This window comes from Halobacteriovorax sp. DA5 (assembly GCF_002903145.1).
Lineage (GTDB): Bacteria > Bdellovibrionota > Bacteriovoracia > Bacteriovoracales > Bacteriovoracaceae > Halobacteriovorax_A.
Genome location: NZ_PPDJ01000007.1, coordinates 132,063 through 152,475 on the forward strand (window position 1 = coordinate 132,063; position 20,413 = coordinate 152,475).

18 protein-coding genes are annotated in these 20,413 nt (G+C 35.6%); 5 read left to right on the forward strand and 13 right to left on the reverse strand.

Annotation, left to right across the window (positions count from 1 at the left end):
- The first annotated feature begins 56 nt into the window (after nucleotides 1-56).
- Complete coding sequence (locus C0Z22_RS09875) at nucleotides 57-1,043, forward strand: hypothetical protein (protein ID WP_103218203.1); 987 nt, start codon at nucleotides 57-59, stop codon at nucleotides 1,041-1,043.
- A gap of 102 nt (nucleotides 1,044-1,145) precedes the next feature.
- On the opposite strand, the gene C0Z22_RS09880 is transcribed toward C0Z22_RS09875, so the two are convergent.
- The 4 genes from C0Z22_RS09880 to C0Z22_RS09895 form a co-directional block, all read right to left on the reverse strand.
- Nucleotides 1,146-2,555, reverse strand: coding sequence for a PQQ-binding-like beta-propeller repeat protein (locus tag C0Z22_RS09880; RefSeq protein ID WP_103218204.1), 1,410 nt, complete (start codon nucleotides 2,553-2,555; stop codon nucleotides 1,146-1,148).
- Nucleotides 2,509-4,800 carry a PEP/pyruvate-binding domain-containing protein gene (locus tag C0Z22_RS09885; RefSeq protein ID WP_103218205.1) on the reverse strand — a complete coding sequence of 764 codons (2,292 nt, stop codon included), beginning with the start codon at nucleotides 4,798-4,800 and terminating at the stop codon, nucleotides 2,509-2,511. Before C0Z22_RS09885 ends, C0Z22_RS09880 begins: the two co-directional genes overlap by 47 nt.
- 91 nt (nucleotides 4,801-4,891) lie before the next feature.
- Complete coding sequence (gene mtnP / locus C0Z22_RS09890; RefSeq protein ID WP_103218206.1) at nucleotides 4,892-5,728, reverse strand: S-methyl-5'-thioadenosine phosphorylase; 837 nt, start codon at nucleotides 5,726-5,728, stop codon at nucleotides 4,892-4,894.
- A 5-nt stretch (nucleotides 5,729-5,733) separates the two neighbouring features.
- A complete protein-coding gene (locus tag C0Z22_RS09895; protein ID WP_103218207.1) occupies nucleotides 5,734-6,327 on the reverse strand; it encodes a class I SAM-dependent methyltransferase in 594 nt (197 codons plus the stop codon).
- 118 nt (nucleotides 6,328-6,445) lie between these two features.
- Between C0Z22_RS09895 and C0Z22_RS09900 the strand changes: the two genes are divergently transcribed.
- The gene (locus C0Z22_RS09900) at nucleotides 6,446-9,430 is read left to right on the forward strand and encodes a hypothetical protein (protein ID WP_233189717.1); all 2,985 of its coding nucleotides are present in this window, start codon (nucleotides 6,446-6,448) and stop codon (nucleotides 9,428-9,430) included.
- On the opposite strand, the gene C0Z22_RS09905 is transcribed toward C0Z22_RS09900, so the two are convergent.
- The 7 genes from C0Z22_RS09905 to C0Z22_RS09935 are packed head-to-tail and all read right to left on the reverse strand — an operon-like array spanning nucleotide 9,431 to nucleotide 16,196.
- On the reverse strand, nucleotides 9,431-9,898 hold the full coding sequence (locus C0Z22_RS09905; protein WP_103218209.1) for a chalcone isomerase family protein: 468 nt from the start codon (nucleotides 9,896-9,898) through the stop codon (nucleotides 9,431-9,433).
- Nucleotides 9,891-10,583 carry a fatty acid desaturase gene (locus C0Z22_RS09910; protein ID WP_103218210.1) on the reverse strand — a complete coding sequence of 231 codons (693 nt, stop codon included), beginning with the start codon at nucleotides 10,581-10,583 and terminating at the stop codon, nucleotides 9,891-9,893. The genes C0Z22_RS09905 and C0Z22_RS09910 overlap by 8 nt, the downstream gene beginning before the upstream one ends.
- A 21-nt stretch (nucleotides 10,584-10,604) precedes the next feature.
- Nucleotides 10,605-11,624: a cyclopropane-fatty-acyl-phospholipid synthase family protein gene (locus C0Z22_RS09915; RefSeq protein ID WP_103218211.1), complete on the reverse strand. Its 1,020-nt coding sequence runs from the start codon at nucleotides 11,622-11,624 to the stop codon at nucleotides 10,605-10,607.
- Nucleotides 11,625-11,633: 9 nt separating this feature from the next.
- Complete coding sequence (locus C0Z22_RS09920; protein ID WP_103218212.1) at nucleotides 11,634-12,890, reverse strand: cyclopropane-fatty-acyl-phospholipid synthase family protein; 1,257 nt, start codon at nucleotides 12,888-12,890, stop codon at nucleotides 11,634-11,636.
- Nucleotides 12,891-12,892: 2 nt separating this feature from the next.
- On the reverse strand, nucleotides 12,893-13,678 hold the full coding sequence (locus C0Z22_RS09925) for a DUF1365 domain-containing protein (RefSeq protein WP_103218213.1): 786 nt from the start codon (nucleotides 13,676-13,678) through the stop codon (nucleotides 12,893-12,895).
- Nucleotides 13,675-14,913, reverse strand: a complete 1,239-nt coding sequence (locus tag C0Z22_RS09930; protein ID WP_103218214.1) for an NAD(P)/FAD-dependent oxidoreductase — start codon at nucleotides 14,911-14,913, stop codon at nucleotides 13,675-13,677. The genes C0Z22_RS09925 and C0Z22_RS09930 overlap by 4 nt, the downstream gene beginning before the upstream one ends.
- Complete coding sequence (locus tag C0Z22_RS09935; RefSeq protein ID WP_103218215.1) at nucleotides 14,913-16,196, reverse strand: DUF1295 domain-containing protein; 1,284 nt, start codon at nucleotides 16,194-16,196, stop codon at nucleotides 14,913-14,915. The genes C0Z22_RS09930 and C0Z22_RS09935 overlap by 1 nt, the downstream gene beginning before the upstream one ends.
- 285 nt (nucleotides 16,197-16,481) lie before the next feature.
- On the opposite strand from C0Z22_RS09935, the gene C0Z22_RS09940 reads away from it, so the two are divergent.
- The 3 genes from C0Z22_RS09940 (at nucleotide 16,482) to C0Z22_RS09950 (ending at nucleotide 18,403) form a co-directional block, all read left to right on the forward strand.
- Nucleotides 16,482-17,012: a sigma-70 family RNA polymerase sigma factor gene (locus C0Z22_RS09940; RefSeq protein ID WP_158246884.1), complete on the forward strand. Its 531-nt coding sequence runs from the start codon at nucleotides 16,482-16,484 to the stop codon at nucleotides 17,010-17,012.
- On the forward strand, nucleotides 17,009-17,698 hold the full coding sequence (locus tag C0Z22_RS09945; RefSeq protein WP_103218217.1) for a cupin domain-containing protein: 690 nt from the start codon (nucleotides 17,009-17,011) through the stop codon (nucleotides 17,696-17,698). The genes C0Z22_RS09940 and C0Z22_RS09945 overlap by 4 nt, the downstream gene beginning before the upstream one ends.
- A gap of 69 nt (nucleotides 17,699-17,767) precedes the next feature.
- Nucleotides 17,768-18,403, forward strand: coding sequence for a TetR/AcrR family transcriptional regulator (locus C0Z22_RS09950; RefSeq protein WP_103218218.1), 636 nt, complete (start codon nucleotides 17,768-17,770; stop codon nucleotides 18,401-18,403).
- Here C0Z22_RS09950 and C0Z22_RS09955 read toward each other — a convergent pair.
- Both C0Z22_RS09955 and C0Z22_RS09960 read right to left on the reverse strand, forming a co-directional pair.
- On the reverse strand, nucleotides 18,400-19,917 hold the full coding sequence (locus C0Z22_RS09955; RefSeq protein ID WP_103218219.1) for a chemotaxis protein CheW: 1,518 nt from the start codon (nucleotides 19,915-19,917) through the stop codon (nucleotides 18,400-18,402). The genes C0Z22_RS09950 and C0Z22_RS09955 overlap by 4 nt on opposite strands.
- A complete protein-coding gene (locus tag C0Z22_RS09960) occupies nucleotides 19,914-20,411 on the reverse strand; it encodes a chemotaxis protein CheD (protein WP_103218220.1) in 498 nt (165 codons plus the stop codon). The genes C0Z22_RS09955 and C0Z22_RS09960 overlap by 4 nt, the downstream gene beginning before the upstream one ends.
- Between the last annotated feature and the right edge of the window lie 2 nt (nucleotides 20,412-20,413).

The window sequence follows — 20,413 nt, forward strand, 5'->3', positions numbered from 1 at the left end:
CAGGCAATTATTAAAATACTATTCGATTTGTTAAATATTTACTATTGTCCTTATAGATGAAAATATTAATAGCACTGCTTATCTCAACCTTCTCGTTCGCAACAAATTCTTTTGTTGATGAAGTTGATACTTACTTTCAAAGTAATGAATTAACTAAAGTTCGAAATCAGTCTGAGTTTCAAATCGATAAGTGTCACACTCAATTAGAAAACCAAAACTCCTTTGGTGAGACTCTCCACTATTTCATAAAGGACTTATCATCAAAGAGAACAACGTTTCTTCACGTAAGCAGTATTTATAAGATGCCTACAAAGATGGAAGATCAAGAACGAGTCGGACTTTTAAGTCATCCACTATGTCCCGTAACAAAAGAATCTCTATCAAAGACAATTAAGAATATACCAGATGAGATGACGATTGAATTGGCCAATCGTTTTGCTCGTGAACATAATGAGCTTAGAGAGCAAGAAGAACACGAAGAGCTTCAACAGCTATGGGGAAAATTCTTTGGCTGCCTTGCTTACACTGAAAGTTTAACGACAGCGGACTTCGCTGCGAGTGAGAAACTCGCAAAGAAATATGCTCCAAAAAATTACAAAAGACCTCAAGGGGTAAAATTCTATTACGATAAATGGCAGCCAAAAGTGAGTCGTTTAAATATTGGCCTCTATCAATTCACGCCAAACTATGGTGGAAATATAAAACCTTGTGTAGATTCATGGAATCATTATTATTCAAATGAAAATTGTCAGATAAAGAATAAAAAGAAAGATGCGTTGATTAATGCTTTCGGTTCCACTACTCAGCATTTCAATGCTTATTGTGGAGTTCATAAAGTCATTGAAGCATTTTCAGTACAATTAAATACTTCAGAAAAAAGATTCACTCATCCACAAAATCAAGAAGGTGGAAAACTTAAGGGCGCAAGTGAAAGATGTGTCACTCCTCACTTCTATGCAGGTTGGTCATACAATCATTTTGGGCCACTACAGAACTCGACAAAGAATAATCTAAAGAAGCTTATGTCTTGTCTCTACAATTAAACACCAGTACAGAAAATCAATTTGCAATAAAGTATTTAGAATTTTCAAAAAATCGATTCCAAAATGTGAGATCAAATAAAAAAGGGCCTCTAAGGCCCTCTTCTAATTAACTGTATTCTTATAATATTTAATACTACCCTTCATTCCAAAGATTAAATGACCTTGGTCGAGAATCAGAGAATCCGCAAAAACACTTTCATCCCCAAACTCGATGGAATTAATCACTTTCCCGTCATTTAGGCCAAGATAAGAAATTTTACCCTTGCGATCAGAGAAAATAAGCTTTTCACCGTCATACTTAACTGACGAATAGTTGTAGCCAATTTTCTTCTCACGACTGGCGTACTTCCACTCTAGTTTAGAAGTAATGCTATTCCACGCATAGACTCTTCCATCAAAGTCATTAAAGACAATAAGGTCATCAAAAACAATTGGCTTACCAATGACAGGAGAATCGATACTGATAGAACTAACTTGTTGGCCAATAGAATTTAAACAGACAAGTCCACCTAGTTCAGACTTAACGTGAAGCTCCCCCTGAATAAAACAGATATTATCTCTTGTGGCCACTGGCCCATACCAACTTGAAAGTGGTAGTTCTTCTTTCCATAAAAGCTTTCCAGACTTTACATCTAGTTTGTAAGCATAAGGTCTTGCTTTACCAATATCCTCTTCAGGAACTCCACTTGCTACATAGACTGCATTATCCTTCACAAGAACAAAGGCATCCATGTGTCCACCTTTGTATTGCCAGATTAGCTCCATTGAATTTGGATCAATTGCATAAAGACCGTCACCACCAGCAGATTGAAAGAGGTAATCCTTCCCATCAATTTCTGTAATAACAGGAAAAATTTCAGTGTGACCTTTAGTTTGAAAAGAACCCACTACTTTCTTAGCAATAGGATCAAATTTATAAACCCTCATATGATGAGAAGCGTGAAGACCTTCTCCAAAATATAGGTATCCTTTATAATAGACTGGAGTTGGAGACAGAAACTTCCCAAAGAAAATCTTATTTTTAATAGCACCAGAATTAATATCAATGACAAAGAGATTTCCCTCTTTTGAGCCAACAAATAACTCATCACCAACCACAACACCAGAAGCAAAAATTCCTTCTTCGACACTTTGTTGCCAAATCATTCCTTCCTGTGCTTTTAAAGGAGCTTTTGAAAAACTAGTATCTTTATTCACCAACTCCTGCACAAAAAGAGGCACAGGGCCATGCTTTAAGTATTGATATGCTTCCATCCCACCATAAATAAGAACGTTAAAGATCATAGCAGAGATTAGAATCTTTGGTTTTAGTAAGACCTCAAGTAACTTCTTAGGGCCCTCGGCCTTTAACTTAATACCAAAAAGACCTGCAATAAATGTTGCAACGACAGTGATACCAGTACTTAGGAAAGCAAGAGGTAATAAAACAGTAGGAACAATTGAGTAACTAAAGTCGCTACATAAACTATTGCATGAGTTTAATTGATCCAGTATTTCCATCAACGAAAACATCTTCTCCACCTTTAAATTTTAAATGACACTGTTTAATTCCACTAACCGCAGGAATCCCCATCTCTCTGGCAACAATTGCACAATGAGATAAAACTCCTCCACGCTCAACTATTATTCCACTGGCCTTAGTAAAAACAGGAGTCCAGCCTGGGTCTGTTGACTGGGCCACAACAATTGCATTTTGAGGCCAATCAATTTCTTTCCAACTTGCAGGGTTACTAACCACCACGATCTTTCCTCTAACAACACCAGAAGAGAGCCCCTCACCAATGAGATCATTTGAGCTACTATCTTCTTTGCCATCAATGACGGCCTTAATTTCTTGCAAAGAAGTAACAGTTGAAAAATTAAAGTTCTTAAATAATGCTGCTCGCTCTTTTCTTTCTTTAATTAGCTCAAGCATTGATGATTCAAAACTTAATATTTCTTCTTTAGTAAGAAAGAAAATATCATTTTCATCTTCTAAATTAATCCTTCTTGCCTTTTCAAGAGCAAGAAAGCGTATATGAGCATAAGGTCTTAGAATGGCCATCTTCCACTTCTCTCTAAGCTCAAGTAATTGCTTTAAAATTTTCCATTCTTCTAAGATAAGTGTCTTCTTAAAAGACCTCATCCCCATAATTTCTTCTTCAACATCAATAAAGGAGTGAGAGTTTTTATCCTGTACATATTTTTCTAAGGGATAATCATAAAATGCATCATCACCTATTTCTGACCAGCGCTTAGCACTTAAATCTAATTCACCTGGTCCACGATGGCCGTAGCGAGCAAGAAAAAGGGGTCTGACATTAGGCTTTGCACAAGCTTTTTTGAAGTAAAGCCCCATATTGTATGTTTCAGAATTGATTCCCGCTCCAGACCACTTCTTAATCATTTGATCTGCTTCTTGCTCAGAATAAATACTTTTAAGAAGAGAAATCAATGTTTGAATTGTTGTTTCAGTTAGCGATATTAAAATGTACGGCCACTCTAAAGTTCGATTACTGAAAATTGTAATCTCTTTAGAAAGACGGCCATTAATATCTTCCTCACTCCAGTCTTTATAGATTGAAGGATCATTCGGTCGCTTTGAAATTGTTGTAATCTCCAGCAGCTCTTTTGAAGCTTGATCAATAACTTCCTGACGATGAGTATTAATCGAGAGTCCAACCTTAAGCATACGCCACATTGTTTGTGGTGTGCTAAAAAGAACCTTTGGAGTTATTTTTGAGAAATGAAACTTTAAGTGTGGCCTTGGCATTGGTTCAATCGAATAAGGAATAGGTCCAAAGTACATCTGCCCAAGTTTGCTCAGATTGATATAATTTCGTCCAAAGACTTCATCCATAATGGATTCATTACCTTTAAAGCCAACATAGCCTAATTTACGAAGGGCCTTATCAAAGGCTTGATCTTTTTTAAATGACTCTGACCATATCTGAGTAGTTAAAGTCGTAGGAGAAACAGTCCATTCTGCAAAAGTTTGTCCATCCCATACTGTATCATCAGAAAATGAGTGAGATAGTCTTTCAAGTTCATCATGGGCCAGTTTTTTAAGATTTGTAATTGAAGCCTTGGCAGTAATTGGCCTCGCTTGCAAAAGATAAACCTTACCTGCTTTATCAATTGCCCATTCAATATCAAAGTCATCTTGATATTTATCTTCCACAAGATTAGCGAAAGCAACAATCTCTTTTACTTGATCTTGAGTGATATGTTCACTCTGTGAATCTTCTTCACTTAGAATAATTGGAGTACGTTTACCAGAAACGAGGTCCTCACCGACTCCATCAATATATTCAAGCATCCAAGTTTTATACTTACCTCTTGGATCTTTAGAAAAGTAGACACCTGAATATGAAGGGTCAATCATACGCTGAACAACAACATTCATAGGAACTTCTTTATCAGATCCTAAAAAATGTTTTCGATAAGCTTTTGAGGACTCTTTATGAATAGAATTGAAACAATTTTCAATTGCGTGCTCAAGATCTGTATCGTTATTCACATATAAGAAAGTTGAGTTTTGACCTGCAAAACTATTCTCTTTTGAATCTTCACCTGTTGCTGAACTTCTGACAGCAAGTGAGTATTCTCCATCGCGAGCAAAGCTAAAAATTTCAGCTAATTCTTCTTTAGTTGGTAGAGCGTCTAAGATAATCCCATTAGGAACAACAATCCCCATTTGGGCCATCATTGCTAGCATATAGGCCTTGCCGCCAACTTCTTTCTTCTCTTCAGGGAGATCCTTAAAATAATACAACATAAACGCCTTCCTCTTCTTGATAAATTTATATCGTTTACGAGACAGTCATTACATGACAATCGTCACCTTTTGTCACATAAAATGCCAAAAATCAGGAAATTAGCGTCTTAATTATATCTGTTGAATCCTTAGGCCAAAAAGACGGTTCAGTTACGATGGCATTCTCATTGGATCTCTCAAACTTAACTTCATCATTAACTAAGCTCGGTATTAAATGAATTAACAATTCTTTAACATTCGAGACATTCTTATTAATGACATTTGTGATCTCCTCAAGAGAACATGCCTCATCTTTCCAGCAATCATAGTCCGTCACAAGAGCAACTGTTGCGTACGCCATCCCTGCTTCCTTTGCAAGATAGCTTTCAGGAACATTCGTCATGCCGATAACACTTGCACCAAAGCTGCGAAAAAGCTCAGACTCTGCTCGTGATGAATATTGTGGCCCTTCAATACAAATATAGCTTCCACCAAAGTGAAATTTTGTTTCGATCTTATCTGCTAATGTTTTAATTCGCTCAACAAGCCCCATTTCAATTGGCCCAGCAACAGAAACATGCCCCACAATACCATTTTCAAAGAAAGACCTTTTACGTAGTCCTTTAGTCCAATCAATGAATTGATCAGGAAGAAAGAAGTCACCAGGAGCAACTTCTTCTTTTAAAGAACCTACTGCAGATATAGAAATAACATGTGTAACGCCAAGTGATTTTAGCGCGTAAATATTTGCACGATAATTAATATCAGAAGGACTAATATGATGTCCTTTCCCATGGCGTGTAATAAAGTAGAATTCACTCCCATTGATTCTCAAATGATCAACATGACTACTTGGCATGCCAAAAGGAGTTTCAATATTTAATGATTCGACTTGTTCCATAAGGTCAAGATCATAAACACCACTTCCACCAATTACACCTATTTTCATATTACCTACTTATAAAACACTGCTAAGAATTGATTGTACTCACGACCGTTCTTTGTACGTGAATTAATTGTTTCGATCTTTACATTTAGATTTGCTTTATCTGCCCATGAAACGATTTCATCATTAGAAAATCCGAAATGTTTGACACCCATCCCTTTAGGGTCTGGATGAAAGCTTCCATCTTCTGATTCAAGATCAACGATGGCCATCTGACCACCTTCATTTAACATGGCAGCAAGTTTTGCAGTCATTTTTGCTGGCGAATCGAGATGATGAAATGTCATTGAGCTAATAATTAGATCAAATTTTTTATCAAGCTCTTGATTTTCTAAATCAATATTAATCGAATTAATATGATCAAAGTCACTCGATTTTTTATCAAATACCTCTAACATTCCTGTCGAAGTATCAACACCTGTAATACTTTTTGCATCATCAATGAACTCAAGACCAAAGAGACCAGTTCCACAACCAAAGTCAAGAAGGTCAACTTTTTGAGTCAGTTTCAGACGTTCTCTAGTTTTCTCTGCAAGTGTTTGCATTAGGGCAATCTTATCTTCAGAGTCCCAAGTGTTGGCCGCATGATTAAAATGTGACATATTTTTTCTCCATAAATGACTAATTTCTAAACGTTATAATATCTAATCAAAAAACATGTTAAAAGTCATATTTTTTCATCCTGTTCACCTTAAGATAAAGCTAAGAAAAAAAACATAAATGGTCGATAATATGGACATGAGGATGAGGCTCTTACTGCTATTTACAGGTATTATTTCAATAAATACTTCAGTGCAAAGTAGCTCGTCCATAGAGTCTCACCAAGAATATGAAATAGCGGCCTGCCAAAGAATCACTTCAAATAATCATAACGATGAATACTATATTGGATGCGAAAATGGACGTATCAATTACTTTGATAATTTAACCTCACTGTCTAAGACTGCAAGTGCAATAGAAAGAAGTATTTATGAAGACAACATTCTAAGTGAACTTAAAGAATATACCATTAGTGAGCTAAAGAGAAACAAATCATACTTAGAGAAACTAAGAGAATGCTTACATAATTCTCGTCCGGAATGTCTTAAAATTAGAGAGACAATACTTAAGACAATTAGAACGGAAATTCCAAAACTAAGAGCAACCATGTCCATGATGGTTCCACCACCTAATTATCAAGGGATGATGCCAACACTTTATAATGCTTCAATAAAGCATAAGTTTCAAAATAAAGATTTGAAATCTCTTACTAAAGACGAGAAATTAAAAATTGAAGAAGAAGCAAACGCGATAAAATATCACTTTACACAAAGCTGGTTCAAAGAAAATGCTGATAAGAATAAGTGTATTGAACAAATATCTCCTACTTCATATCGCTTTATCCCCTCAAAGGGGCGATACACTTGTGAGTCCTTTCATCAAAATAAACTCACTAAAGCAGTGAAAAATAAAATGTCAAAGTACCGTGATCAGTTAAAAAGTGAATATCACGAAAAATTAGCAAAAAACCCAATACTCGCACATATCGATCTTAGAGGTAACGAAGACAACAAAGAGATACTTAATGAAGTTACAAAAGTAATTTCAAAGTTGAGTGAGCAAACGAAACAATCAATTGATAAGCTTACACAACAAGATAAAGAGGATGATGTAACGTTAATTCGAAATGATAATATCCTAAACTCATTTATAAAAAATCGTGGTGCGACGAAAGTTTTGTGCGATATTTCGCAAGACTTGAAGGATCAAGAAGACTTCAATGAGATAAAAACAGACCTTGCTCTTGCTGGTGCTGCCTTAATAGGCGGTGGAATTTGTGCCTTCACGGCCGGTGTTGGATGTATTATTGGAGTTGGTATTGCTTCCGAAACGATTGGGATAAGTATTGCGCAAAATCGTTATGAAGATGCGGCATTAGCATTCAATTCAGGTTTAACAACCGCCAGACAATATGAAGATCGAAAATTTGAAAGAGATTTCACCCTTCTACTTGCCCCTCTTTCAGTAACAGGAGAACTCGTAGGTAGCGGCGTAAAAGTTGCAACAAAAGCAATTCGCTACACTCCTTCAGGCACAGGTATCGATTATGACTTAAATGGAATAAGGAAAAGAGACCTCTATCGTCAGTCTGTATTTAATGACCCAAGTTATAAAATAACATCTAAGACAGACTTTATCACAAAGTATGAAAACTATGTCCTTACAGGAGTAGAGCTGAACGGACGTTGGATTAAAAATGCCAGCGCAACAAATGCATCTCTCTATTTAGATATTGAAAATTCAGCACTTAAAAGACTTAATGATACGATTGGAGATAAAAGTCTTGTCACAGCTCTAACAAATGCACATAAAACTATTGTTGCAACTAAAATAAATGAGCTTTTAAAGAAGTACCCAAATATTGATATTGAAGTATATTCGGACTTCAAGTCGATGCGTTTTGCATTTGCACCAAAAGAACTATCAAGTGATATTAAAGCACAACTAACTAAAGAATTAAATAGCGTCTACCAAGAAGCAAATAGTGAATTTGCCAACATGGTAAAGACAATGGAAGGAATACCAGCAAATGAAAATATAAGGGGTTGGTTTCAGGCCGGCATTGGAGAAACTGCAGACGAAGCAGGACAGGCAGCAAAGAGAAGTCGCTCAATAGATCGTTCAGGACAGATTGCAAATTTTCAAAAAGTAAAATTCACAATAGAGGAAGAAGTTAAGAATATCACTAAGTACAATACTAAACTCAATACAAACCATCCACTATCTAGAGTAGGACTTATTGAGAAGGTTGGGCAATCACAAAACTATATTCCAACACTTGAAGTATTTGAGGTTGCAAGAAAAATAACTGGTCCACTAAATGGCCATGGCGAAACACTGGCAAATGAACTCAATCGTCGCTTTGGAAGCAAGCTATCAATCCAAGATGGCCAAGATCTTATGAATTACATCAGAAATCTCGATTCTTTAACTCCTGGACTTTGGTTAAAGCAACGAGTAAACGCAAACCTTAACACAGCAAATTTTGGTGGCATGTCAGGTGATATCACAGGAATGGGTGCAAGAAATATACGTCAAGTTGCACTTGATATATTGAGAACTGAAAACCAATCCCCTAGGGATATCATTAAAGCAACGAGAGCAGGTGAACAACAGGTTACAGCTACATTTGATCAGATTAAAACTAAATTTAACCAAATCGTAAAAGATGTCTTAGATGAAAGACAAATTGAATATTTTGACGCTTGCAGTGGTGACGATTGTGTCATGATACCTTCAAAACAACTAACAGCTAAGGATGAGATTGCACTTGTTAGTCGGTTTTCTGCCCAAGAAAATCCATCGCAATATCGACTAAGCTTTATTCCATCAGGTGTAAAACAAAGTGAACGTACAAATTTGGCCGTCCACGGTGAATTAGTTGAAAAGCATCTTAGAAAGATTTTAACAGGTATTGGAGATGGAAAAATTCCTCACTCAAAGCTTAAGAACCTTACGATAGCTACTAAAATGCCATCTCAAATCAATAAGGGAAAAATAGATCTTATTATAGGTGTAAAAGAGCGACTTGAATTTACAAGACAAGAACAACTCCTCATCCAAAAAGCATTGAACGACTCTGTTGAGAAGGTAAATAAAGACCTAGATAGAGAAACACAGAAGAATACGAGTAACTATAGTGCAGGTGCCTTGGCCTGGATATAATTACTTTAGGAGGTCTCTCTTTAAATCTGAATCCACAGGATATTCACCAATCCATGGAGCGTGGGCCAATGAATAAAGTTTCTTATCATCTTTTTTCTCTAGAATAACTTTTTCATTTTTTTTAATAATTACATCGTCACCATTAATCTTATAGATAGATATAATATCCCCTTCTGTTACATCGACACTACTTTCGACAAGATCCTTAAGTTGCTTATCAACATCTTTGTAGTTCTTTAAAGATTCTCTCCACCCCTTTTGAGATAAAGACTTATCAATGTCTCGCAAATACTTAATCTTTATTAGCTCTACCTTTTTATCAACACTTGTTAAATAAGACACCTCATAGACATCCCAAACAAAATAGGAAAGTACGCCTTTCCCAACTAAGCGTAAATCATTACTGACAGCACTTGCATACAAGGAAAGAGCTCCAAGCAATAAAAGTTTACTAATTAATCTATTCATAGCTCACCACCTTTGCCTTTTTCAAAAACTTAAGAGCAATAAAAGTGAAATCAAACTCAAATTTCTTATCTGCAAAATTCAAGCTATGCTCGTTTGCATGATGATTATTTTGATACAGCTCCCCCATCATAAGAAAATCAATTATAAGTGTATTCTTTGAATGATCATCGAGATCATGATTACGATACCCATATTTATGACCACACCAGTTCACAATAGCACCATGAATAGGACCTAAAAAGCTATGGATAGGAACAAGTAATAGATACCAATATGAATCAGTGAATAATAAATACATGAGCGCATATAACACGACAAAGAGCAACCTGACGAATACGGAATCGGCAATAGCAACAACACTAGGATACCTCTCTTCTTGTGTCTCTGCGCTCATGTACTCTCTATAAGTTTGTAACATCATAGAGATAATATTTTTACTAACAACAGGAGAATGCGGGTCTCCAACTACATCTGAATGCTTGTGATGATTTAAATGCAATGTACGGTAATGCTGTGGACGAAGAAAGCTTGGACCTTGCGAGAGAATCGTCAAGATTAAGAAAAACTTATCCCATGCAGGAGTTAGCTTACAAAGGCCATGCGAAATATAGCGATGTAAATAGAAAGACTGACAAAACAGCGATAAGTACCAATGTATAACTAAAAAGCTTATTGCAAAAACCATTACTTTCTCCGTCGAATTCGACTACTTCTTTTCAAATAGGAAGTGTCCTACAAACCACTCTTCACCATTGTCATAACCAAAAAGCTCCGCGCATGAAGCAAAGAAAATTTTCCAACGATGAAACCAAATATTTGCCTGATCTTCACCGTATGTATTGGCCATGACTTTCATAATTTCACTGCGCTTTTTTTCCATATTCAGAAACCACTGCTCAGAAGTTTCTTGATAATTAGCGCCATTAACTTTCCATTTTTCAACTAATTTAAAGCTATCCTGAACCTTTTCAAAAAGATCAAAACTTGGCATAACACCACCAGTAAAGAAGTAGCGGCCCATCCAATTGTCTTCACCTTGTGTTTCAAAGAAATAAGAAGCATCTTTATGACAGAAGATATGGATAAATAATCTTCCGTCATCTTTTAGCCAAGACGCGACTTTCTTAAATAACGAATTATAATTTCTCATATGTTCGAACATTTCAATTGAGACAATTCGATCAAACTTATTTTCGATATTAAAATCATTTATGTCGCAAGTTTTAATCTCTAAATTATTTAATGAACGCTCTTTAATACGCTCTTCAATAAACTCTCTTTGTCCATTTGAATTTGAGATAGCTGTAATTTTTGAGTTTGGGAATTTTCTTGCAAGAAAAAGACTCAGAGAACCCCACCCACAACCAAGCTCCAGAATGTCCATTCCATCGACAATTTGCGCTCTTTCACAATACTTTTCAAGCATCGCACTCTCTGCCTCATCAAGTGATGTTATTCCATTATCAAATAATGCACTTGAGTACTTAAGATTAGCACCTAGAACTAATTTAAAAAATTCAGGAGGTAGCTCATAATGTTGTTCATTTGCTTTATCAACGTCCTCGGCAATTAGTGATTTATTAAAGTCATTTATAATTCCAGACTTGTGAAATTCTAAATTTTTATTAATCTCATCCTTTCTTTGCTTAATGAGCTTTCTAATCCCCATTCTAATTAATGGATCAGGTATATAACCTCTTTCTGCGGCATTCATTAATATAGACATCTTATCCTCCTAAGATCTGTATAGTGGTTTTCCAAATACTAAGTGAGAAACACCAATGGCCCTTTCACTAAATCCGCCAATGCAATATGAAAAATAAAAGTTCCAAAGTCTTTTAAATTGTTCATCCTCACCGAGCTTTGGAATTTTATAAGTTTCGTGATTAAAACGATTTTGCCATTCTTCAAGTGTTCGTACATAATCCTGAGCAAAGTCAATTTGAGAGTATAAACGTAAATCAGTTACTTTCTTTGCAGAACCTAAGACCGCATGAATTGAAGGTATAAAGCTTCCAGGAAAAATAAATTTCTTAATAAAATCTAATTCTTTCACTGCACGATCATATTCTTGGTCATTAATCGTAATAATTTGTAAAAGGGCAAGACCATCTTCCTTTAATACATCTGATATTTTTTGAATATAAGTGTTCAAGAACTTCTCACCAACTGCTTCAATCATCTCAATAGAAACAACTCGATCATACTTACCTTCTAAGAGACGATAATCCTTTTTTAATAGTGTAATTCGATCCTCAAGACCTGCTGCTTTAATCCTTCTTTCTGCTTCAATATATTGATTTTCCGAAATCGTTGTTGTTGTTACATGGCAGTCATATGCTTGGGCCAGATGAATGGCAAGTGCACCCCAACCCGTACCAATTTCAAGAATATGATCACCTGCTCTAATATTGAGTCTTTCACCGATAGTTTTAAGCTTATACTGCTGGGCCTCTTCTAGCGTTGAATTTTCATTTGCAAAAATTGCACTTGAATACATCATCGAGTCATCGAGAAAGTGCTTAAATAATTCGTCAGGTAAATCATAATGGGCCTCAATATTCTTTTTTGAACCATCAATTGTATTTCTGTTTTGCCAATACTCAATAAAACGAGCAGGCTTTAAAAGGTTTACAAACCCTGCATCCATTTCACTTAAAAGTGTCTTATTAATAGCAAAAGCTCTCATGACATTACTTAAATTCGGTGTATCCCACTTCTTTAAGATATAGGATTCTGCTGCTCCAATTGAGCCTTTGATAAAAATATCTGTGAAGAAAGTTTGGTCATGAATGATCATTTCAGCACTAATTCGTTGCTCTCCTCGACCTAGGATATGTTTTTCATCGCCAACATATATCGTTAGACGAACATTTTCTAGTAAGGCCAATTTCTTTATAATCCCATCTCGAAGAGTTCTAAGAAGAATACCTGGCCTTTGATCCTTATTGAGCAATTGTGATTTCTCTATTGTTTTTATATCTGGTTTCATAACTACTCCTTTATATTCGCTTGTGAAAATAGACTTCTTCGACTATCTGGATTTGGGTGATCATAAAAAGGAATTCCTTTTACCCACAACTTGAATGCTTGAAAATATATTCCTAAAACTACCTTCACTGTCATAAATGGAAATTTTAGTAACATTCTATTGAGAGATTTTTTTGATGCCTGTACTTTCTTAAGATTCATGCTTGCGAAGAAAACACTTTCATCCTTATCAAATGTATCCATTTTGATTTTCAAAACTTCACTAGGAAGAGAAAAACTCCACTGATATGCAAGAGACATTGGAAAAAATGGTGAGACATGAAATTCTTTCTTGAAAGCAGCTTCAATGTCATTTACGGAAAGACTTTTTCTTGCATCCACAACATAGCAAAACCTTTCACCCCATGGAGTATTTTCAATCTCGGCCATGATCGCTTCAATCTCATTGTTCTTATTAAAGCAGTAGTAGAATGTTACAGGATTAAAGCAATGGCCAAAGTACCTTAGGCTAGTCAACATTCTAACTGGGCCATCAGTGTTGCGCCCTAGATGTTTTGCAACAGTATTTAATACTTCGTCCTTAAGGTCCTTACTTGTATCACCGTGATAGTCACTTCTTTTAAAATAGCAAAGGTTACGTTTAAGATATGACCAAAAGCGTGACATAGAAAAAAAGTTTTCAATCTCATCTAGATCTAAATAAACGAGAAAAAGATTATATTTAAAGTAATGTTTCTTTGGTAAGGAGCGAGAATGCACGACACTGCCTTGATAAAGACATGAGTTCATAACTCCTCCAATTTCTCGATAACTCTTAATGCACTAAAGACACCATCTTCATGGAATCCATTTCTCCAATAGGCACCACAATAATATGTGCGATTATGCCCACTAATCTCGTGCCATTTGGCCTGCGCCCTCATCCCGTCGAGAGTAAATAAGGGGTGCATATAATTTAGTTCTTTTAGAATTGCTTCATTCTTAATTGGTCGATATGGATTTAAGGTAACATTGAAATTCTTATGAAAATTTATTCCTTGTAGAATATTCATATTGTAAGTCACAGTGGAGCCAACAGACTTTTCAACAGGTAATTGATAGTTCCATGCCGCTACTGCAAGAGATCTCTTAGGTAGAAAACTGTCGTCAGTATGCAAGAATGTTGGATTCGCAACATAAGGAATTGCAGAAAGTAACTCAGCTTCTTTCTCTGAAGGATCAGCTAATAACTTTAATGCTGTATCAGAATGTGTTGCAATGATAACTTGATCGAAGCTTTCACGTCCTATATTGGTTTCAATAATTACTTGACCTTGCTCACGAGTAATACTTTTCACTGGAGTGTTTAGCCTTACTGAATCCTTAAAATGGGCCAGCATTTTCTTTATATAAGAATTTGAGCCACCATCAATGACATACCATTGAGGTCTATCATCAACTTCTAAAAAACCATGGTTTTCAAAGAAACGTAAAACAAATTTTGCAGGAAAGCGCCAAACATCAATAGGGTCAGTCGACCACACGGCGGCCATCATTGGTACGATATAATATTCAATGACACTCTTCTTTACACCTCTTGTTTCAAAGAAATGAGAAAGGGAAATATCGCCAGAATCATTAGACAAGAATTCCTTGGCCTTCTTATTAAAGTCAATAATTCCATTAATCATCGAATAAAACCAAGGTCTGAAGAGATTTCTTCTTTGAGCAAATAAAGTATTTAGTGTCGTTCCATTATATTCCAGCCCAGTCCTGTCGCAATGAACACTAAAGCTCATGGTTGTAGGCTTATAAGCGACATCAAGCTCTTCCATTAGGCGCAAGAAATTAGGATAAGTCTTCTTATTAAAAACAATAAAGCCGGTATCTATTCTAAACTCTTCTCCTTCATAATCAATTTCATGTGTATGAGTGTGACCACCAAGATAATCATTGGCCTCAAATAGCGTAATATCGTGCTTTTTCGAAAGTTTATAGGCACATGTAAGCCCAGAGATACCAGAGCCAATAATTGCAATTCTCATTACTGCCCCTTTAGCCTATTTTTGATGTACTTTATAAGTGAACCTAGTACTGGTATATGCTGATAGATAAATTCACCCATATCAAAATAGTCTCGATGATAACTAACTAGTCCATCATCATTAAATTTAATAACAGAGTTTCCATGTAAGATAACTGGTTTACCAGAATTCAAATTAGGAGTAGTTAGAATCATCTTCCAAACTGCAACATGATGATTACCATTTGAAATAATTTCAGAAAATTCGAAACGAATGTCTTCAACTCCCTGATAAATTCCCTGATAGTAGGCCTTTACCTCTTTAAGCCCTCTATGTTCTCCTATTGGGTCAATGAAGAGAGTTTTTTGGTCATAAAAGCCATCAAGAATATCAATATTATCTGCTCTTAGCTCATTAAATACCTTTTCAATTCTCTGTGCTTGTTGATTTTGAGTATTTAGATATTGTGCTCTTAATTCCTTCACTGTAACTCCTCCAATTAAACAAACGATTAAGGCTACTTTTACGACTTTCTTTGGAAACCATATTAAGAAGCGATTTGTTCTTAATTGATAATCTCGATAACGTTCACCTTTAGTCTTTAATGACGACTCCTCCGCTGGAGGAACCCCTGTTACACAAGTAATTAGGTAGAGCATGATAATATATGGGACGAAGCCGACAAGAGAGATGGGGCGGCTCAGATCTAGTCCATAAATCCCATACGATAACCAGATTAATGTTTCAAAGAAGTAATTCGGATGACGAGAGTACTTCCATAATCCGATATCACAAACTTTACCTTTATTATCCTTATTGGATACAAAACGTTTAAGTTGGCCATCTGCTATTAGCTCTCCAATAAGAGCGCCAGCAAAAAGAAGTATTGCCACAAGATTAAAAATTGTAATCTCCCCTGGCCCTAAAAGAAACAGAGGAGCCGATAAGATCACTGTTAAAATGCCCTCTGCGACAAAGAGTCCATAGAGATAGACACCATACATGACCTTCCACTTTTTCTTTAAATTTGAATAGCGACTATCTTCCCCCGTTTTTCTAATTCTTTGAAATAAATGTGAACTTAAGCGAAGAGACCAAAATGTATAAAGTAGACATAGTATTAGAGCATTGGCCGATTCTGCTAATTGCGGTCGAGAAAATAATAGTGTGCCAACAACGATCAGAAAACTTGAGCTCCAGTAAAAGTCTAAATATGAGAATATTTTAATATTCAAAGAAATGAACCACCCTATCGTGAAATATAGAAGCACTAAAAATAGAATAAGCATGATTAGTTCAAACACGGTCGATCCTTTATTTGTCTTATGCTTATAGGTACGGCGGATCAAAGAGAATGGATCACTTCCTGAAAAAAAAAGTCATTTCTGCCACTATTATTAGCTACTTATAATTATTTTTTTTTTGCTGTGATCCAAATATGAGAGTTTGACGTATCAAGTAATATGAAGGCATTTAGTGCAGCAAATGACTTACTAAGTAACACGTGCATAAATTATGCTACAATAATTCCTATTATTGGGAGAGCAGAAAAAGTGCAGTTAAGTCTTATCGATATAGAGCATTTGCTTATGCAAATTGCGAATGAGAAATCAAAGGAAGCTTTTAAAAAGCTTTTTGATTTCTATTATCCAAAAATAATTGGATATGGAATTAAGGGAGGACTTTCTAAGGAGCAAGCTGCCGACATGGCCCAAGAGGTCATGCTTAAAATATGGAAGAATGCCCAACTTTACAATAATGAAAAAGGAAATATTAATACTTGGGTTTATGCGATTGTGAGAAATCAAAAGTACGATATGCTCAGAAAACAAAGTCGTGACCCCTTAAGTATTATTGGTGCTGATGATATTTTTGATGATGAACATCTTCTGCAGCAAGAAGATGAAGACTACAATAGTGAAGATATCTATCACCTAGCATATACAAAAGAAATGATAACTAAACTTTCAAGTGAACAACAGGAAGTCCTTAATGGAGTTTACCAACAAGGATTAACGCAAAAAGAATATGCCGATCAAGAGAAGCTCCCTCTAGGAACCGTTAAGTCCCGTATTCGCTTGGCCATTAAAAACTTAAAGATTATTTTGGAGGAAAAGTGAGAAAACTTTATCATCCAGGCATTGATTTAATAAAAAAATATGAATCTGGTGAACTAGATGCCGGACTAGGTCTTCTAGTAAAGACTCATTTAAATGGATGTGAAGCATGTCGTATGCAAGCAGCCTCTGAGCTTGAAAAACAAGCAGATGAATTCTTTCACTCAAGTTCACATGTCAAATTAACTCAAGAAGATAGTGATGACATTTTCAATAATTTATTTAACAGTATTGAAGCCTCTGAACCGAAGCTTAAGAAACCTGCACCAGGGCCTTCGAAGATAAGCTTTCACAATAAGGTCTTCACATTACCAGACACTCTCTCTTTTATTTCCGATAAGGAAATTCACTGGAAAGAGTTCGGACAAAATAGCGCCGTTGCACAAGTTACTTCAGGCAAGGCCGGTGGTCTATTCTTTATCTACCTTGGGCCAGGGGAAACAATTCCTAAACACGGTCACCATGGCAGAGAGTATAGCTATGTTCTTGACGGTTACTATAGCAGTGATGGCCACAAGCTTGATACTGGAGATTTCTCTACATTTGAAGAATCTGATACTCATGAACCATCGACAACAAGTGAAGATGGCTGCTTGGTAATATCTTGGGTTGAAAATCGTTTGAACTTTCTCCACGGAGTTTTTGCGCCGCTAAATCGACTTCTCTGGTGGTACTTAAAGCGTTCATAGTTGAACTAAACTAAAAATCACTAAACAGTTTTTATTTCAATATTGTTTTAGATAAAGTAGAATACTCTTATGACGAGTATGGAAGATAGACTAAATTCACAATATAAGCATGAGCAAGTTCGCACGGCCAATACCCATAACTGTATACTACAGGCTACAGACCTATTTTTGCAGCATAACCCAGCATGTAAGTTAACGACAAATAAGATTGCACGCATGGCCGGAGTTAGTATTGGAAGTGTCTACAATCACTTTAAAAATAAAGATGAAATCATTGTTGAGCTAATCAACAATCAGCTCGATCAAGACCTTCTTACCTATGGAAATTTCTTTAATGACGACTCAATAAGAGAGAATATTGAAGCAGAGTTTCATAAATTTTTAAAGCTTGTTTTAGATAATTATCGACGAAATCTTGAGCTAAGGAAACTTATCCTATTCTATAAAAGACATCCTAAAGTTGAGAAAAAATTCATATATGTAACTCGTGAAACTCAAACCCTTATTGAGAATCACTTTTATAAAAGCTCTGAGATTAAATCAGAAGTCCCCATCGATATCATCATTAGCTCTTTGAGAGGAGTGATAAGAAGCTATCTTGAGTTTAGCCCAGATAAGTTTCATAATTTTGAACTTGATAGAGAACTAGATATTCTTATCACATCATATATTAGAAATTCACTCCTTATTGAAAGACGCTACTAAACAGATGTTTCAATTCTTCTAATAATTGCTTCATGGTTTAAAATCACAACACCTGATCCGTTAGTATCACGGATAATTTCAGAAACATCCTGATCAAGTTGACCTGAGATTTTAGATAATATACTTGGCATCTTCATTTTGTTAAGCATATCGATTTTTACAATACTATCAATTTCATCTACTAAAAGAGCGTAATTCTCACCTCTCTCATCGGCCTCTAAAATAATAACCTTTTTAGACTTACTAACCTGCTCTTCACGATCTTCCTTAATTCCATACATACGACGAGCATCAATAATAGTAATTAGTTGATCACGTAAGTTATAGACTCCAATAACATGTGAAGGAGCACCTGGAGTTGTGAGAATATCTTGTGGTTTTTCAATAATTTCACGCACCTCACTTACGGCAAGTCCGAAATGATAACCAAAATCAAATGTAACAAATGATTCTAACTTCATTTCAACCTTCTTCATTTCTTCTTCCTCATGTGAGGCCTTATAAATCTCAGAATGGCTTTTTGTAATCTCTTTAATTTCACTGTTATTTAAAATTTCCATATGATCGATTAAGAAAGTCATTCCATTTTCACTAGTCTCAATTCCCCCAAGAAACATATTGGAGCGCTTTGACGAAAAAACAGGAACAGGCATGACTCCCTCATCATCATAGAAAGTAATCGCATCAAGAGAATCAACGACAAGACCAAAGTATTCACTATCGATTTTGATTATTAGGATTTTTTGATCAATTCCTTCTTTATCTGTCGACTCTAGACCTAGAATGCGAGAAAAACTTAACACAGGAATCGTCGTTCCTCTCAAATTTACTAATCCTAAACAGAGCTTCGATGCAAATGCCGAATGTTCAATATCTTGCATATTGATAATTTCATTAATAGAAGTAATTTCTATTGCCAAAGGAACTTCATTAACTCGAAATGAAATACATTTTTTATGTTGGCTTTGAACCTTAAGTCGTCGATCTACTTCTTGTCTGAATGAATCGTAGCTCCCAAGTCTGGCCAAATTTCTAATCTTAATAATCTGAGATGGTTCAAGAATTTGATAAATACGCTTTCCCATATCTCTTTTAATTGCACCTTTAACAACTTGAGTAATATCACTACTATCAGTAATTTCAAACATACTGATTTCTGACTTCTCAGCTCTTAAGATCTCTCCTGTCGAATCGAAAGAAACTCCAACACTAATGCCGTGGACATTAACAATTGCTACTTTAGAAGCTGTTAAGTCTTGCTGATTATCACCTGAAAGATTTAATAACTTGGATAAGCTTAAAATCGGGATAATCATCCCTCTTAAGTTAAATATCCCCTCTAGATAGTCTGGAGCAAGAGGCATTGGAAATAGAGACTCTGGATAATTGACAACTTCTTGAACTGCGGTAATATCAAGAACAAACTCATTACCCATTAAAGTAAATGAAGCAAATATATTTGATTCATATTTTTCAATTGTATCTAAAACTTCAACTTCTTTTAATTCATTCATATCTTCTTTTCCAACTTCTCGTTAATACGAATCATTTTTATTTCTAAGCTATCACAATCAATTATAATTTTACTGGCTAGCTCTTCCCCATCCATAATTTTTCGAATTGGAAGGTTTCTTTCTTTTAATACTTCGAGGGCCTTGGCCTTATTCAACTTTCCAATATGATCGACATTTCTTTGTTTAAGTTGGGCCATCATATTTCCACCACCCGCAAGATAGATATCAAAATCTGTTTCAGCTCTTTCATTTAGATGTAATCTATCTAAAAGGTATGGAATTGCATCTACAACGTACTTTCCAGGCTGGTGTTCAGGAGATGATTCTTCTCCTTGTGGCAAGAAACAATGAGCTAGACCACATGTTCTTTTAACCTTATCGATGATAGCGATCCCTAAACATGAACCCAAAGTAGCCTGTAAGATAGCTCCAGCTTTACCGAATTTTATTTCGCCGATACGTACATGAATATACTCTCGCTCATTTCTTCTCATAC